Source organism: Nocardioides sp. (genome assembly GCF_031397825.1).
Classification (GTDB): Bacteria; Actinomycetota; Actinomycetes; order Propionibacteriales; family Nocardioidaceae; genus Nocardioides.
Window position 1 is genome coordinate 1 of record NZ_JANNML010000228.1, and the last position, 16697, is coordinate 16697.

General features: G+C 72.2%; 12 protein-coding genes. 11 read left to right on the top strand and 1 reads right to left on the bottom strand.

The features are described 5' to 3' along the window. From smc to ftsY, 5 genes are all read left to right on the top strand, one after another. The coding region (gene smc / locus RMN98_RS19135) for a chromosome segregation protein SMC (protein WP_309650412.1) at positions 1-3340 on the top strand (3340 nt) is incomplete at its 5' end. Beyond that, a complete protein-coding gene (locus RMN98_RS19140; RefSeq protein ID WP_309650413.1) occupies positions 3340-3795 on the top strand; it encodes a thioesterase family protein in 456 nt (151 codons plus the stop codon). The genes smc and RMN98_RS19140, both read left to right, overlap by 1 nt. Beyond that, positions 3792-4754 (top strand): methyltransferase domain-containing protein, encoded by a 963-nt coding sequence (locus tag RMN98_RS19145; protein ID WP_309650414.1) that lies wholly within the window; start codon positions 3792-3794, stop codon positions 4752-4754. The genes RMN98_RS19140 and RMN98_RS19145 overlap by 4 nt, the downstream gene beginning before the upstream one ends. Positions 4755-4842: 88 nt before the next feature. Then, positions 4843-5046 (top strand): hypothetical protein, encoded by a 204-nt coding sequence (locus RMN98_RS19150; RefSeq protein ID WP_309650415.1) that lies wholly within the window; start codon positions 4843-4845, stop codon positions 5044-5046. Between the two features lie 35 nt (positions 5047-5081). Further along, complete coding sequence (gene ftsY, locus RMN98_RS19155) at positions 5082-6218, top strand: signal recognition particle-docking protein FtsY (protein WP_309650416.1); 1137 nt, start codon at positions 5082-5084, stop codon at positions 6216-6218. Positions 6219-6343: 125 nt separating this feature from the next. Here the strand turns inward: ftsY and RMN98_RS19160 are convergent, their stop codons facing one another. Further along, positions 6344-9454 carry a glycosyltransferase gene (locus RMN98_RS19160; RefSeq protein WP_309650417.1) on the bottom strand — a complete coding sequence of 1037 codons (3111 nt, stop codon included), beginning with the start codon at positions 9452-9454 and terminating at the stop codon, positions 6344-6346. Between the two features lie 246 nt (positions 9455-9700). Between RMN98_RS19160 and RMN98_RS19165 the strand changes: the two genes are divergently transcribed. From RMN98_RS19165 to ffh, 6 genes are all read left to right on the top strand, one after another. Further along, positions 9701-11011 (top strand): ammonium transporter, encoded by a 1311-nt coding sequence (locus RMN98_RS19165; RefSeq protein ID WP_309650418.1) that lies wholly within the window; start codon positions 9701-9703, stop codon positions 11009-11011. Then, on the top strand, positions 11008-11346 hold the full coding sequence (locus tag RMN98_RS19170) for a P-II family nitrogen regulator (protein WP_309650419.1): 339 nt from the start codon (positions 11008-11010) through the stop codon (positions 11344-11346). Before RMN98_RS19165 ends, RMN98_RS19170 begins: the two co-directional genes overlap by 4 nt. 103 nt (positions 11347-11449) lie before the next feature. Further along, positions 11450-12823: an ammonium transporter gene (locus RMN98_RS19175; RefSeq protein WP_309650420.1), complete on the top strand. Its 1374-nt coding sequence runs from the start codon at positions 11450-11452 to the stop codon at positions 12821-12823. After that, complete coding sequence (locus RMN98_RS19180) at positions 12820-13158, top strand: P-II family nitrogen regulator (protein ID WP_309650421.1); 339 nt, start codon at positions 12820-12822, stop codon at positions 13156-13158. The genes RMN98_RS19175 and RMN98_RS19180 overlap by 4 nt, the downstream gene beginning before the upstream one ends. A gap of 4 nt (positions 13159-13162) precedes the next feature. Further along, positions 13163-15388 (top strand): [protein-PII] uridylyltransferase, encoded by a 2226-nt coding sequence (locus RMN98_RS19185; protein ID WP_309650422.1) that lies wholly within the window; start codon positions 13163-13165, stop codon positions 15386-15388. Positions 15389-15467: 79 nt separating this feature from the next. Next, the coding region (gene ffh, locus RMN98_RS19190; protein ID WP_309650423.1) for a signal recognition particle protein at positions 15468-16697 on the top strand (1230 nt) is incomplete at its 3' end.

Here is a 16697-nt window from a genome sequence, read left to right on the forward strand (position 1 = left end):
CGGGCGCCCGCCGCTGGGTCGCGCGGAGGTGCTGCTGACCATCGACAACTCCGACGGTGCGCTGCCGATCGAGTACGCCGAGGTCACGATCAGCCGCACGATGTTCCGCTCCGGCGGCTCTGAGTACGCGATCAACGGCACCTCCTGCCGGCTGCTCGACGTGCAGGAGCTGCTCAGCGACTCCGGCATCGGGCGGGAGATGCACGTCATCGTCGGCCAGGGCCAGCTCGACACCATCCTGCACGCGACGCCGGAGGACCGGCGCGGCTTCATCGAGGAGGCCGCGGGCGTCCTCAAGCACCGCAAGCGCAAGGAGAAGGCGCTGCGCAAGCTCGACTCCACCGACGGCAACCTGACCCGCCTCAACGACCTGCTCAGCGAGATCCGCCGCCAGCTCAAGCCACTGGGCCGCCAGGCCGAGGTCGCCCGTCGTGCCGCCGGCGTCCAGGCCGACGCGCGCGACGCCCGCGCCCGGCTGATGGCCGACGACCTCGTCACGGCCCGCACGGCGCTGCAGCAGGAGATGGCCGACGAGTCGATCCTGGTCGAGCGCCGGGCGGAGGTCGAGAAGGCGCTGGCCGAGGGGCGCGAGGCCGAGGCCGTGCTCGAGGCGGCACTGCGCGAGGACCTGCCGGCGCTGTCGAGGGCCCAGGACGTGCAATACAGCCTCAACGGCCTCCGCGAGCGGCTGCGCGGCACCGCCTCCCTGGCGGCCGAGCGCGTGCGCAACGCCGCCAGCGTCAGCGAGAGCGAGCCCCAGGGGCGCGACCCGGAGGACCTCGAGGCCCAGGCCGAGCAGGTCCGCCAGCAGGAGCAGCAGATCGCGGCCGAGGTCGACGCCTCGCGCACCGCGCTGGAGCAGGCCGTCACCGGACGTCGTACGGCGGAGGAGGCGGCCGCCGAGGAGGACCGCCGCGTCGCGGGGCTGGTGCGCGCCGCGGCCGACCGCCGCGAGGGCCTCGCCCGCCTCCACGGCCAGGTCAACGCGCTCAAGTCACGCGCCGCAGCCGCCGACGACGAGATCGGCCGGCTCGGGTTGGCCCGCGAGGAGGCCGTCGCGCGCGCCGACCGGGCCCAGCGTGACTTCACCTCGCTCGAGACCAGGGTCGCCGGCCTCGACGCCGGCGAGGAGGGGCTCGACGCGGAGCACGAGGCCGCCACCCAGGTGCTCGACGACCTCGAGGAGCGCCTCGCCAAGACCCGCGAGGAGGCCCAGCAGGCCGACCGCGACCGCTCGTCCCTGGCCGCCCGCAAGGACGCCCTCGAGATGGGCCTCAACCGCAAGGACGGCGCCGGTGCGCTGCTCGCGACCACCGACACCGTCTCCGGGCTGATGGGCCCGGTCGCCGCGCTGCTGTCGGTGCGCACCGGCTTCGAGACCGCGGTCGCCAGCGCGCTGGGCTCCGCCGCGGACGCGGTGGCCGTGACCGACGCGGGCGCCGCGGTGGCCGCGATGGGTCACCTCAAGACCGACGACCTCGGCCGCGCCGGCATGCTGCTCGGCGGCCTGGTCGAGAGCGACGAGCGCACCTGGCCCGCCCTGCCGGACCACGCGTCCTACGCCGTCGACGTCGTCGAGTGCCCCGACACCCTGCGCCCGGCGCTGCGGCGGCTGCTCTTCAAGGTCGCCGTCGTGCCCGACCTGGCCGCGGCCCAGGCCCTGGTCGCCGACCTGCCCGACGTCACCGCGGTGACTCGCGAGGGCGACGTGCTGGGGGCCCACTTCGCGGCGGGAGGCTCCTCGAGCCAGCCGAGCCTGATCGAGATCCAGGCCGCCGTCGACGAGGCCTCCTCGCAGCTGGCCGAGGCGATCGCGGCCTCCGAACGGCTGACCTTCGACCTGTCCCGCCTCGAGGCCGAGCGGCTCGAGGCGCAGAAGCGCGCCGACGTGGCGCTGGCCAAGCTGCACGAGTCCGACGCCACGCTCGCGGCCGTGGCCGAGGAGCTCGGGCAGCACGGCTCGGCGGCCCGATCGGCCCGGGGCGAGGCCGACCGGCTCGGTCAGGCGATCGAGAAGGCCCAGGCGGCGCGCGAGCAGGACCTCGCCGGGCTCGCCGACCTCGAGCAGCGTCTCGCCACCGCCGAGGACGCCCCCGACGAGGAGCCCGACACCGTCGAGCGCGAGCGGCTGGCCGAGGCGGCCAAGGCCGCGCGCCAGGGCGAGATGGACTCCCGCCTCGCGCTGCGCACCGCCGAGGAGCGCGCCCGCGCCCTGCACGGCCGCGCCGAGTCGCTGATGCGGGCGGCCCGCACCGAGCGGGAGGCCCGTGCCAAGGCCGCAGCCCGGCGCGAGCGGCTGCTCCGCGAGGGCCAGGCCGCGGAGGCGGTCGGGGTCGCGGCGTCGTACGTCCTGTCGCGGCTGGAGGTCTCCATCCACCAGGCGACGGAGGCCCGCAAGGAGGTCGAGGCGTCGCGCACCGGTCGCGAGCAGGAGCTCCTGACCCGACGCACCGCGCTGCGCGACCTGATGCGCGAGCACGACGAGCTGGTCAACTCCGTCCACCGCGACGAGATGGCTCGCACCCAGCAGCGCATGCGCATCGAGCAGCTCGAGGAGCGCGCGCTGGAGGAGCTCGGGCTCGACGCCGATGGGCTGGCGGCCGACTACGGGCCCCACAACGACGTGCCGGCGACGGCACCCGACGCCGATGGCAACCTGCCCGACCCGGTGCCCTTCGTGCGCGAGGAGCAGCAGAAGCGGCTCAAGACCGCCGAGCGCGAGCTCACCATGCTCGGCAAGGTCAACCCGTTGGCGCTGGAGGAGTTCTCGGCGATGGAGGAGCGGCACAAGTTCCTCACCGAGCAGCTCGAGGACCTCAAGCGCACGCGCGCCGACCTGCTCGACATCGTCAAGGAGGTCGACGCCCGGGTCGAGGCCGTCTTCACCGAGGCCTTCGCCGATGTGACCGCCGCCTTCGACCAGACCTTCGCGCGGCTCTTCCCCGGTGGTGAGGGTCGCCTGGTCCTCACCAACCCCGGCGACATGCTGTCGACCGGCGTCGAGGTCGAGGCCCGGCCGCCGGGCAAGAAGGTCAAGCGGCTCAGCCTGCTCTCGGGCGGCGAGCGGTCCCTGGTGGCAGTGGCGTTCCTCGTCGCGCTCTTCAAGGCCCGGCCCTCGCCCTTCTACATCCTCGACGAGGTCGAGGCGGCGCTCGACGACACCAACCTGGGCCGGCTGCTGCAGATCTACGAGGAGCTGCGCGAGAACTCCCAGCTCCTCGTCATCACCCACCAGAAGCGCACGATGGAGGTCGGCGACGCCCTCTACGGCGTGACCATGCGCGGAGACGGCGTCAGCGCTGTCATCAGCCAGCGACTGCGAGAGACCGAGCCCGCCTGATGAGCACGAGACCCACGCGGGGCGACTTCGTCGCCTGGCGCACCGTCACCACGCGCTGGCGTGACGACGACGCCTACGGCCACCTCAACAACGCGACCTACTACGAGCTGTTCGACACGGCCGTCAACGCCCACCTCTACGAGAAGACCGGGCTCGACATCCGCGCGCTGCCGCAGATCGGCGTGGTGGCCGAGACGTCCTGCCGCTACTTCCGCGAGATCGGCTTCCCGGAGCCGATCGAGACCGGGCTGGTCGTCGATAAGGTCGGCACAAAATCGGTCGTCTACCGGATCGGGCTCTTCCAGGGCGACTGCGACGAGGCCGCGGCCGAGGGCCGGTTCGTGCACGTCTACGTCGACAACACCGACCCGGCCCGGCGCAGCACGCCGGTCCCCGACACGATCCGGGCGGTCGTCGAGCCGCTGCTGAGGCCCGCTGGTGAGGCCCGCGCATGAGTGAGGCGACCTCGATCCTGGACTTCCCGCGTCGCTACTGCCCTACGTGCGACCGGATCGTCAAGAAGGACTTCAAGCCCGGGCCCGGCGGTCGGCCCGACGCGTCCTGCCCGCGCTGCCGGAGCCTGGAGCGGCACCGGTTCTTCGCGATCCTGCTGAGCGTGCTGGCGCCCCTGCTCGACGACATCGACCTCCTGCTCGAGGTCTCGCCGTCGCCGCAGACCACGCCGCTGCTCGGCCGCCTCGGCGCGCGCACCCACCTCAAGCTCGACCTCGGTGCCGACAACCGTCGCGTCGACGTGCTCGGCAGCCTCACCGACGTCCCGCTCGCGGACGACTCCGTCGACCTGCTCGTCTGCTACCACGTGCTCGAGCACATCCCCGACGACCTCGCGGCCATGCGCGAGATCGGGCGGGTGCTGGCGCCCGACGGCCTCGGCATCCTGCAGGTCCCGTTCCGTCCCGGCACGGTCACCGACGAGGACCCGTCGGCCGACGAGGAGGAGCGCGTGCGGCGCTTCGGCCAGGCAGACCACGTGCGCTACTACGGCGACGACTTCGAGGACCGGCTGGCATCGTGCGGCCTGGCCATCCAGCGCATCACCCCGCGCTCGCTGCTCGGTGGGGAGATGGCCACCTGGGTGCGGGCCGAGCCTGACGAGATGGTGTGGCTGGTCCGACCCGTGACCGGTGCCGTGGTGCCGGCGCTGCTCGAGGTGGCGCCCACCGCCCTCACCCGCACCTTCGATGCGATGCTCGGGGAGATGACCCGCCTGCAGGGCGAGGTGCTCCAGGCCCGCGGGCGGCTCGAGCGGGTCCGGGGCGAGCGCGACCGGGCGCTCGCGGCTGCGTCGGGGCCGCCATCGGCACCCGCCGCGCAGCCGAGCGTCTCCGTCGCGCGCCGCGTCGTACGACGGGTGCGGGGGATGAGGGGCACGTCACGGGGCCGCGCCGACTGAGGAGTGGAGGGCGGCCCATCCGGGCATGGGAGGGTAAAGGACCGTTCCTCGTCTCTCGGGAGTCACCTTGCTCGTCGCATGGATCGCCATGCTCGTCATCCTGCTCATCTGCGCGGGCGTCGGCCTCTTCGTCGCCTTCCCGCACCGCGGGGAGCGGCTGCCGGCCGCCCCCTGGCTCGGTGAGGCGATGGCGCGTGCCGCCGACGCCGTCCCCACGCTCGACCCGGAGGACGACGCCCGCAGGGACGCGACCGCTGACAGCCTGAGCTCGCGGGGCACCGCACAGCGCTGACCGGGGCGGCACCGGCCTCTGGTTGGATTGGGGCCATGGACGGCTTGGCTCTCGTGATCCTGATCATCGCCCTCGTGGCGCTCGCCCTCGTGGCGACCGTCACCGGGCTCGTGGTGACGCGCCGGCGCAAGCCGGCGCCGTTGCACGACACCTGGACCGACGACCTCGGCCTCCCGCCCGGTGGTGAGCCGGGCGCCACGGACGTCCTCGAGCCCGAGGTCCTCGAGCCCACCGCCCCGGCCCTCGAGAAGCCCGAGGGCACCGCCTCCCGGCTGGTGCGGCTGCGTCAGCGGCTGGCCGGCTCCCAGGGTGGGCTCGGGCGCGGCCTGTTGGCCCTGCTCAGCCGTGACCGCCTCGACGAGGACACCTGGGAGTCCATCGAGGACACGCTGCTCACCGCCGACGTGGGCGTCGCACCGACGCAGGAGCTCGTCGAGCGGCTGCGCACCCGACTGCGCGTCGATGGCAACGAGGCGGGCGATCCCCGCACGGTGCTCCGCGAGGAGCTGCTGACCCTCGTCGACCCCACGATGGACCGCCGGCTGCAGGTCAGCGGCGAGGACGGGAAGCCCGGTGTCGTGCTCGTGGTCGGCGTCAACGGCGCCGGCAAGACCACCACCGTCGGCAAGATCGCCCGGATCCTGGTCGCCGAGGAGCGCTCTGTCGTGCTCGGTGCCGCCGACACCTTCCGTGCCGCCGCGGTCGAGCAGCTGGCGACCTGGGGCGAGCGCGTCGGCGTCGAGGTCGTGCGCGGCCCCGAGGGCACCGACCCCGCCAGCGTCGCTTTCGAGGCGGTCAAGGACGGCGTCGACCGGGGCGTCGACACCGTCATCGTCGACACCGCGGGTCGGCTGCAGAACAAGCAGGGCCTCATGGACGAGCTCGGCAAGGTCAAGCGCGTCATCGAGAAGCAGGCGCCGGTCACCGAGGTGCTGCTCGTCCTCGACGCGACCACCGGCCAGAACGGACTGATCCAGGCCCGCGTCTTCAGCGAGGTCGTCGACGTCACGGGCATCGTCCTGACCAAGCTCGACGGCTCGGCCAAGGGCGGCATCGTCGTGGCGGTCCAGCGAGAGCTCGGCGTACCCGTCAAGCTCGTCGGTCTCGGCGAGGGCGCCGACGACCTCGCGCCCTTCGACGCCGGCGCGTTCGTCGACGCCCTCCTGGGCTGACCTCGACCCACGGATAGTGCGGGACGTTTTCGACGTCCGAGCGTGCTGGCGAGGTCGAAAACGTCCCGCACTATCCCGGCTGGCGCCCGGTGTGCACCATCGCGCACGACTCGGCGAGCGTCCGGTCAGGCCTGGCGGGACGTCCAGATCGCAGAGGCGTCGTCGAGCAGCCGGGCAGCGCGGGCGTCGAAGGAGTGGGCAGCGGCCACCCGGTCGGAGATCGCGGCCATCGCGTCGTCCGAGGGCCAGCGCGAGCGCCCCTCGGGCGAGCAGAGGAACGCGAGCTCCTCGGGCGTCCGATAGACCTGGACGGCACCCTCGAGCTCCTCGACCCCCGGCACGTCGTCGCAGACGACCCGCGCACCGGCCGCGACGGCGTCGAAGAGCCGGTTGGCCAGGAAGCCGTGGGTGGCCATGTCGCCCCAGTGGTCCGCGAGCACCAGCCCGTGGGTGCGGTAGAGGGTCAGGAGCGCGTCGTTGGCGACGTACGGCGAGCGCAGGTGACCGTCGGGCAGGACCCCCTCCCAGCCGGGCCCGTGCACCTCGACCGGGACGCCGGTGGCCACGGCGTCGAGCACGATCTGGCGCGGACGACGGGCGTGGGTGTTGCCGACGAAGAGCGGCCGTGATCCGTCGCCCAGCGGCACGGAGGCAGCAGGGCGCAGCGCGAGGTCGGTGGCCTGGAGCAGCGGCCGGACCGGTCGCCCGGTCCGCTGCGACATGAGCGCCGCCCACGACGCGGAGGCGGCATAGACGAGCTCGAAGTCGAGCAGCTCCTCGGCGCTCACGTCGTCGGGGTGGCTGATGACCCAGACCGCGTTGACCTTGCCGGGGATGGGGCGGATCGGGTCGAGGCCACGGATGCCGAGGACGACGTCGTCCATGCGCGTGGCGGCGACGTGGTGGGCGCCGTGGCGGAAGAGCACCGGGTCCTGCCCGCGGGTGGCCAGGGCGCGGGCCATCGACCGGGCGAAGTGCACGTCTCCCCACAGGTCGCCCTTCTCGCCGCCTGGGGCGGCGATCTTGAGCGCCCACCGCAGGGCCGGCGACCCGTCGGGCAGCGGAGGCGCGGGCGGACGCACGATGAGCGGCTTGGGGCGGGGGAGCGGCACGTCCTCGCCCCCGACGTGGGCGATCGCGAAGCCGGCCTCGGTCCAGCGCTGCCGGTCGGCCAGCGGCAGCCGACCGCGCCAGCGGCCCAGGAGGTGGACCCGGTTCTCCATGACCTGGGTCATGCGACCGGCTGTCTTGCCCTCGTGGTGCGTGACGCGCGACGCCGTCTCGACCACGAAGTGGCCCTCGCGCAGCTCACCGGCGCGCAGGCACAGGTCGACGTCCTCGGCGCCGTTGACGAAGAGCGGGTCGAAGCCGCGCAGCCGGGCCACGTCGCTCGCCCGCATCAGCAGGGCGGCAGCCGTGACGGCCGTGAAGCAGGGATCCGCGATCTTGGTGGCGTCCTCCGCCGGATGGCCGACGAGGTAGTGGCACGGGATGGCGTGGTCGACCGGGAAGACGGTGCCCGCGGTCTGGATCGTGTCGTCGGGGTAGAGCAGCAACGGCTGCACGCCGAGCACCCGCTCGGCGGCGAGGTGCGCGACCAGCGGCTCCCACCAGCCTGGGCGCGGCTCGGTGTCATTGTTGAGAAACAGCACGTTCTCACCGGTCGAGCGCGCGAAGCCGACGTTGCAGCCGATCGCGAAGTTGAGGTTGCGGGGCAGCCGCACGAGCCGCAGCCGCGGGTCGCCGAGCAGCCCGGCGCCCAGGCTCATCGCGACGTCGGAGCGCGAGCCGTTGTCGAGCACGACCACCTCGACGTCCACTCCGGGCGTGTTGCGCAGCACGGTCTCGACGGCGCGCAGGGTCATCGCGGAGTCGTTCCACGTCGGGATGACCACCGACACCCGACCGGCCACGCGGGCAGGCACCTCGCGCTCCACCGCGTCCCAGTCGACCCAGTGCTGCCCGAGCACGACGTACTGCCACGCATCGGACTCGCTCGTCGTGATCCGGTCGCTGACCTCGCGCGAGTCGTCGTAGTCGACCGCCAGGAACGGCAGCAGCTCGAGCTCGACCTCGCCGGCCAGCTTGAGAGCGAAGTCGTGGTCGACCCAGCGCCGCAGCGCGACGTCGAAGCCTCCGACCTCCAGTGCCAGCTCCCGCTCGACGACCAGCACGTTGAGGTCCACGTGGTTGACGACCATCAGCGCGTCGCGCGAGCCACGGAAGGCGCGGTGCACCACCCGCGCGGGGTCGTCGGCGTCGCGCAGCACCATGCCGGCGTACGCCGCTCGCAGGCCCTGCCCGTGCATCGCCCCCACCGCGAGGCGCAGGAAGTCGGGGCGCCAGGTGTTGTCGCTGTCCAGGAAGGCGACGTACGGCGAGCCGGCGGCGGCGAGCGCGGTGTTGCGGGCCGCGCACACACCGCCCCACTCCTGCTGGACCACCCGGATGCGGGGGTCTCGGGCGGCCCACGTCTCGAGCACCGCGACCGTGTCGTCGGTGGAGCCGTCGTCGACGACGACCAGCTCCCAGCGCTGCAGGGTCTGAGCCGCCAGGGAGGTGAGCGCGACCTCGACGACTCCGGCACGGTTGCGCACCGGCATCACGACGCTCACCAGCGGCCCGTCGCCGTCCGGGAGCGGCGCGTCCTGCCAGCGGGCGCGCCACGCGGCCTCGGCGACGGCGTCCCAGGTCTCGGTGGTGCGAGGGCCGCGCAGGTCCTGCTGCGCGCGCACCAGGCGGGCGTGCTCCAGCAGGAGCCCGCGCGCGACGCCCCACGTCAGGCCGCGGCCACCCGGCAGCTCCGTGTCGGGACCGGCGGTGGACAGGAAGAGCCCGAGCGCGCCACCGGGGTGCGCCGCCTTCTGCTGGGCAGTGCCGGGCACGGCCGACGCGTCGAGGAGGGGGCTCAACCGGTCCGTGCTGCCGGCCCGGGTGAGGTAGCGCAGCAGCGGCACGAACGCGCCCTCCTCGAGCTTGGCGCGCAACCACTGGGGGAGCGAGCCGAGGTCGAGCAGCGGGTGGGGTGACCAGGCGCCGGCGGCGCTCACGCACGCCCGTGCAGCGGCGAGGTCGGAGTCGAACGCGACCCCGGCCTGAGCCGAGCAGAACTCGCGGTCCACGATCCCCGCCTCGACGAGACGCTGAGCCGGGGCTGCCGGGGCTGCCGGGGAAGCATCGACCTCGCCGGGCGCGGGGGACGGAGCCGGGTCGGGCTGCCTCCTGGAGAACTTCACGCCGACACCCTAGGGCGCCGGACGGAGGCGGAGGCCTCCCCGTCCTGCGCGCACCTGAATCGGGACACGCCCGGTCCGTAACACGGAAGTTACGCACGCCCCGGACTCGTTTCCTGCCTGCAACAAAGGCGCGCGGACCGTGAAACCTCCGGCCGTGAAGGTTCAGGGCAATGAGGCGGGGACCTCGCCACGACAACGCGGTCGTGAGCCGGCCACGCCCCCGGACAGTGATTCCCTGGAGGTTCTGTGGACGGCTATTACGCCTTCATGCTGGTGGCGACGGCCCTGGTCCTGATGATGACGGTGCCCGCGCTGGCGCTGTTCTACGGCGGCATGTCCCGCTCGAAGTCAGTGCTCAACATGATGATGATGTCCTACGTCGCCGCGGCGATCGTCGGCATCCTCTACGTCGCCGTCGGCTGGTCGATGGGCTGGAGTGGCGAAGGCACGTTCTTCGCCGACCCGACCACGCTGATCTGGCTCAAGGACGTCCCGACGGAGAGCTACATCTTCGTGATGTTCCAGATGACCTTCGCGATCATCACCGCCGCCCTCATCAGCGGCGCGGTGGCCGACCGGATGAAGTTCTCCGCCTGGGTGCTCTTCGTGCCGCTGTGGGCGGTCCTGTGCTACTTCCCGATGGCCCACATGGTCTTCAGCTGCACCGACGACTCGCTCATCTGCGGTCGCAGCGGTGCCCAGGACTACGCCGGCGGCACGGCGGTGCACATCAACGCCGGTGTCGCGGCCCTCGTGCTCGTCCTCCTGCTGGGCAAGCGCATGGGCTGGCCGAAGGACCAGATGCGTCCGCACAACCTGACGCTCACCATGCTCGGAGCCGGCCTCCTGTGGTTCGGCTGGTACGGCTTCAACGTCGGCTCGATCGTCTTCACCGGTGACACCGACGAGGCCAACATGGCCCAGTTCTTCTCCGAGACCGGTCGCACCTTCACCACCACCACGCTGGCCACGATGGCCGCCATCCTCGGCTGGCTGCTCATCGAGAAGCTCATGCACGGCAAGGCCACCTCGCTCGGAGCCGCCTCCGGCATCGTCGCGGGCCTCGTCGCCATCACCCCGGCCACCGGTGCCGTCGACATCGAGGGTGCGGTCGCCATCGGCTTCATCGCCGGTGCCGTCTGCGCCTGGGCCGTCAGCCTCAAGTACAAGCTCGGCTACGACGACTCGCTCGACGTCGTCGGCGTCCACCTCGTGGGTGGCGTCATCGGCACCCTGCTGATCGGCGTCTTCTCGACGTCCGACGGCGCGGGTGGCATCGACGGCCTCCTCTACGGCGGCGGTGCCGGCTCCCTGGGCGACCAGGCGCTCGGTGTCCTCGTCGCGGTCGCCTACTCGGGCGTGGTCACCACGATCATCGCCCTGGCCATCAAGTTCACGCTGGGCCTGCGCATCACCGAGGAGGACGAGGCCGAGGGCATCGACCTCACCGAGCACGGTGAGTCGGCCTACGACCTGCACACCAGCATGAGCGGCGGTGGCGGCAAGACCGGCGTCCTCGCTGCCAGCATGGCTCCCTCGGAAGGACACAAGGCATGAAGCTCGTGACCGCGGTCATCAAGCCGCACAAGTGGGAAGACGTCCGCGAGGCGCTCGAGACCTTCGGGGTGACCGGCATGACGGTCTCCGAGGTCAGCGGCTACGGCCGCCAGAAGGGCCACACCGAGGTCTACCGAGGGGCCGAGTACGACATCGCGCTCGTGCCCAAGATCCGCATCGAGATCGTGGTGGACGACGACGACGCCGCCGACATCGTCGGCATCGTCGTCAAGACCGCCCAGACCGGACGCATCGGGGACGGCAAGGTGTGGGTCAGCCCCATCGAGACCGTGATCCGCGTCCGCACCGGTGACAAGGACGAAGCCGCTCTCTGAGCGCTCGCACGACCCGCAGCACCGCAGGGTGGACGACCCGGCTGTCGTGAGACAGCCGGGTCGTTTACATGTCTGAAACAAATGGCTTGGAGGGTGGTCGATCGTGACTACCCCCACGCGACTCCTCGACCTCGCCCCGCTCGTCGCGGACCCCGCGGGCCTCGACTCCGGTGACACGGCCTGGTTGCTCGCCGCCAGCGCCCTGGTCCTGCTCATGGCGCCTGGTCTCGCGCTCTTCTACGGCGGCATGGTGCGCTCCAAGAGCGTGCTCAACATGATGATGATGACCTTCGGCTCGCTGGCCGTCATCACCATCCTCTGGGTCCTCGTCGGCTACTCCATCGCCTTCGGCGACGACCTCGGCCTCGGCCTGGTGGGGGACCCCACGCAGTACGCCGGGCTCTCGCAGCTGATGTCGGAGGACAGCAACGGCGACTCGGGCGTCCCGTTGATCCTCTTCGCGGTCTTCCAGGGCCTCTTCTGCGTCATCACCGGGGCCCTGGTCTCCGGGGCGATCGCCGATCGCGCCCGCTTCGGCGCGTGGATGGTCTTCGTCGCGGTCTGGACCCTCGTCGTCTACGCACCGATCGCCCACTGGATCTTCGACTTCTCCGCCGGCGACCATGTCGGGGGCTGGATGGCCAACGACCTCGGGGTCATCGACTTCGCAGGCGGCACCGCCGTGGAGATCACCTCCGGCGCCTCGGGGCTCGCGCTGGCCCTGGTGCTGGGTCGACGGATCGGCTTCGGCAAGGACCCGATGCGTCCGCACAACCTGACCCTGGTGATGCTCGGCGCGGGCCTGCTGTGGTTCGGCTGGTTCGGCTTCAACGCCGGCTCCGCCCTCGGCGCCAACCAGACCGCTGCGGTCGTCTTCACCACCACGCTGCTCGCCGGGGCGGCCGGCGCGCTGGGCTGGCTCGGGGTCGAGCGGCTGCGCGACGGCCACGCGACCTCGCTCGGCGCCGCGTCGGGACTGGTGTCCGGGCTCGTGGCGATCACGCCGTCCTGTGCGTCGGTCTCGCCGGTCGGTGCGATCGTCATGGGCGCGGTCGCCGGGGTCGTCTGTGCCCTGGCGGTCGCCTTGAAGTACCGCTTCGGCTACGACGACTCGCTCGACGTCGTCGGAGTCCACCTGGTCGGCGGCCTGGTCGGCACGTTCGGCATCGGGCTGCTCGCGACGGCCGCTGCCCCGACCGGCGTGGACGGCCTGTTCTACGGCGGCGGGCCCGACCAGCTGGGTCGGCAGTTGCTGGGCGGCGGCGCGGTGTTCGCCTACGCCTTCGTGGTCTCGGGCATCATCGGACTCGTCGTCGACAAGGCCATGGGCTTCCGTATCGACGAGGAGCACGAGCTCAGCGGCATCGACCTCGTGGTCCACGCCGAGACCGCCTACGACCTGCACGCCACCGCCGGTGCCCGCTCGGGCTCGGGAGTCCTGGGCGGATCCACCGCCTCGAGGGAGGAAGAACGATGAAGCTCGTCACCGCGGTCATCAAGCCGCACAAGTGGGAGGACGTCCGCGTCGCCCTGGAGTCGGTCGGGGTCACCGGCATGACCGTCAGCGAGGTCAGCGGCTACGGCCGGCAGAAGGGGCACACCGAGGTCTACCGTGGCGCCGAGTACGACATCGCCCTCGTGCCCAAGATCCGGCTCGAGGTCGTCGTCAGCGACGAGGACGTCGAGGCGATCGTCGGCGCGATCCAGACCAGCGCCAGCACCGGTCGCATCGGCGACGGCAAGGTGTGGGTCGCCCCCCTCGACTCCGTCCTGCGCGTGCGCACCGGAGACCGGGACGACGCGGCGATCTGACCCGATGACGGCACCCGAACGGGCCGCCCGCACCGCGGAGGCCGACGCCCTGTGCGCCCGGGCCTTCGCAGACTGCGGTGGTCCCGACGTCGGTGCCGCTCTGGTGGCAGTGGGGGGCTACGGCCGCAGCGAGCTGGCCCCCCACTCCGACCTCGACGTCGTCCTGGTCTCCGACGAGGGCATCGACCTGGGCGAGCTGGCCCACAAGATCTGGTACCCCCTGTGGGACTCCGGGTCCAAGATCGACCACTCCGTGCGCACGCTGCCGGAGATGCTCACCGCCGCCGAGGCCGACCTGCGCGTCGCCTCCGGGCTGCTCGACCTGCGCCACCTCGCGGGTGATCCCAACCTCACCCTGCGGCTGCGCACGACGATGCTCGCCAACTGGCGCAAGGGTGCCAAGGAACGGCTCCCGGCCCTGCGCCAGATGGTCCGCTCCCGCCACGACCTGATCGGCGAGCTGGCGCACCTGTCGGTGCCGGACCTCAAGGAGTCCGAGGGCGGGCTGCGCGACGCGACGGTCCTGCGTGGCATGGTCGCCACCTGGTTGGTCGACGTGCCCCACGCCGACCTCGAGCGCTGCCGCCTCGCGCTCCTCGACGTACGCGACGTCGTGCACGGCACGGCCGGGCGGGCGACCGAGCGGATCACCCCCGAGATGTGGCCCGAGCTGGCTCAGGGCCTCGGTCTGCCCGACGAGCGCGCCGCCCAGGTGCACGTGCGTGAGCTCGGTCGCCGGCTCACCCACCTCTCGCGGCTCGCCTGGCGCCGCGTCGACGCCGTGCTCGCCCGTCCCGCGGCCGTGGGGGCGCGCCGTCCCTCGCTCGAGCCCGTGGCTGCCGGGGTCGCCCTCTCCTCGGGCGAGATCGTGCTGGACAAGAAGGCGCGCCCGGCCGACGACCCGGTCCTGCTGCTGCGCGCTGCCGTGTCAGCAGCCGAGCGCGACGCGGTGCTGGCGCCGGCGACGGCGGCGCGACTGGTGCGGGAGTGCTCGCCGCTGCCTGACCCCTGGCCCGCCGAGGCGCGCCAGCTCCTGGTGCGGCTCCTCGCCTCCGGACGCAGCCTCCTGGGCGTGTGGGAGACCCTCGAGGAGACCGGGGCCTTGAGCGGCTTCCTGCCCGAGTGGGAACGGGTGCGCCTGCTGCCGCACGCCTCGGTCATCCACCGCTTCACCGTCGACCGCCACGTCATCGAGACCGCGATCGAGGCGTCGTCGCTGATCCGGAGCGTGGCGCGCCCCGACGTGCTGATGGTGAGCGCCCTCCTCCACGACATCGGCAAGGGCGGACTGACCGAGCACAGCGTGGCCGGGGAGCCGATCGCCCGCACCATCGCGAGGCGCATGGGCTTCGCCCCCTACTGCGTCGACCTGATCGCTCTGCTCGTGCGATGGCACCTGCTGCTCGCAGAGACCGCGACGACGCGCGACCCCGACGACCCGGCCACCGTCGAGCTGGTGACCTCGCGGCTGGGGACGGTCGAGGCGGTCTCGCTGCTGGGCGCCCTCACCGAGGCCGACGCCAAGGCCACCTCGCCCAAGGCCTGGTCCTCGTGGCGCTCCGGCCTGATCCTCGACCTGGCCCGGCGCGCGCACGCCGCCCTCGACACCGGCGCGGCCCTGCCGCCGATCCAGAGCGACGACGTACCGATCCCGGGAGACCTGCGCGCGGACAGCGTCCACATCTCCGTCGAGCCGGTCGACGACGGCTCGCGCGTCACCACCATCGCCGTCGACCGGGTGGGCCTGCTGGCCGACTTCGCCGCGATGTTCGCCCTCCAGCGCGCCGCGGTGCGGGCCGCCCGGGTCTGGGCGCAGGGCGACTACGGCGTGTCGGTGTGGGAGGTCGCCGCCGAGGACCTGGACCCCGCGATCCTGCGCCAGAAGTACGACGCGATCGTCGACGGCCGGCTCGACGCCTCGCACCGGCTTCGCCCCACGGCAGGTGCCGAGCTCGCGCCCACGGTCGTCGTACGCCCGGAGGCCAGCGACCTTGCCACCGTCCTCGAGGTGCGCACCGCCGACCGGCCCGGGGTCGTCTACCTCGTCTGCGCGGCGCTGGCCCGGCTCGACGTGGCGGTGCGCTCGGCGCACCTGGACACCCTCGGTCCGCAGGCGGTCGACGTGTTCTACCTCCAGGAGTCCTCGGCCGGGGTGCTCTCGGAGACCCGGGCGGCCCAGGCGGCGCACGCCGTGCGCGAGGCGCTGACGGGCCCAGCCGCGACCGCGTGACCAGTCGCTCGAGGCCCCGGCGTTAGGCTGGGGCACGCCACCAGACCCATCGAATCGCCTGCCCTAGGACGTCACTTCCGTGTTTGCCACCCTTTCCGACCGGCTTGCCGACACCTTCAAGAATTTGCGCGGCAAGGGCCGGCTCTCCGAAGCCGACATCGACGCGACCGCGCGTGCGATCCGCATCGCGCTGCTCGAGGCCGACGTGGCGCTGCCCGTCGTCAAGCAGTTCGTCGGCGCGGTCAAGGACCGGGCGCGGGGCGAGGAGGTCAGCGGGGCGCTCAACCCGGCCCAGCAGATCATCAAGATCGTCAACGAGGAGCTCGTCTCCATCCTCGGTGGAGAGACCCGCCGGCTGCGCTACGCCAAGTCCGGCCCCACCGTCATCATGCTCGCCGGCCTCCAGGGCGCCGGCAAGACGACGCTGGCGGCCAAGCTCGCGCTGTGGCTCAAGGAGCAGGGCAAGGCCCCGGTCCTCGTGGCGTGCGACCTCCAGCGCCCCAACGCGGTCAAGCAGCTCCAAGTCAACGGCGAGCGCGTCGGGGTCCCGGTCTTCGCCCCCGAGGTCGGCAACGGCGTCGGGGACCCGGTCTCCGTCGCCCGGGCGTCGATCGAGGAGGCCAAGCGCAAGCTCTACGACGTCGTGATCGTCGACACCGCCGGTCGTCTCGGTGTCGACGCCGAGCTCATGCAGCAGGCCTCCGACATCCGCGACGCCGTCAACCCCGACGAGGTGCTCTTCGTCGTCGACGCGATGATCGGCCAGGACGCGGTCGTCACGGCCCAGGCCTTCCTCGACGGCGTGGGCTACGACGGCGTCGTGCTCACCAAGCTCGACGGTGACGCCCGCGGTGGCGCGGCCCTGTCGATCGCGTCGATCACCGGTCGTCCGGTCATGTTCGCCTCCAACGGCGAGAAGCTGACCGACTTCGACCTCTTCCACCCCGACCGCATGGCGTCGCGCATCCTCGACATGGGCGACATGATGACCCTGATCGAGCAGGCCGAGAAGACCTTCGACCAAGAGCAGGCCATGAAGGCGGCCGCCAAGCTCAGCGGCCAGGGCGGCGAGTTCACCCTCGACGACTTCCTCGAGCAGATGCAGCAGGTCCGCAAGCTCGGCTCGATGTCCAAGATCATGGGGATGCTGCCCGGGATGGGCCAGTTTCGTGAGCAGCTGGAGAACTTCGACGAGCGTGAGATCGACCGGATCCAGGCGATCATCCAGTCGATGACGCCGGCCGAGCGCAACAACCCCAAGATGATCGACGGCTCGCGCCGCGCACGCATCGCCAAGGGCTCCGGACGC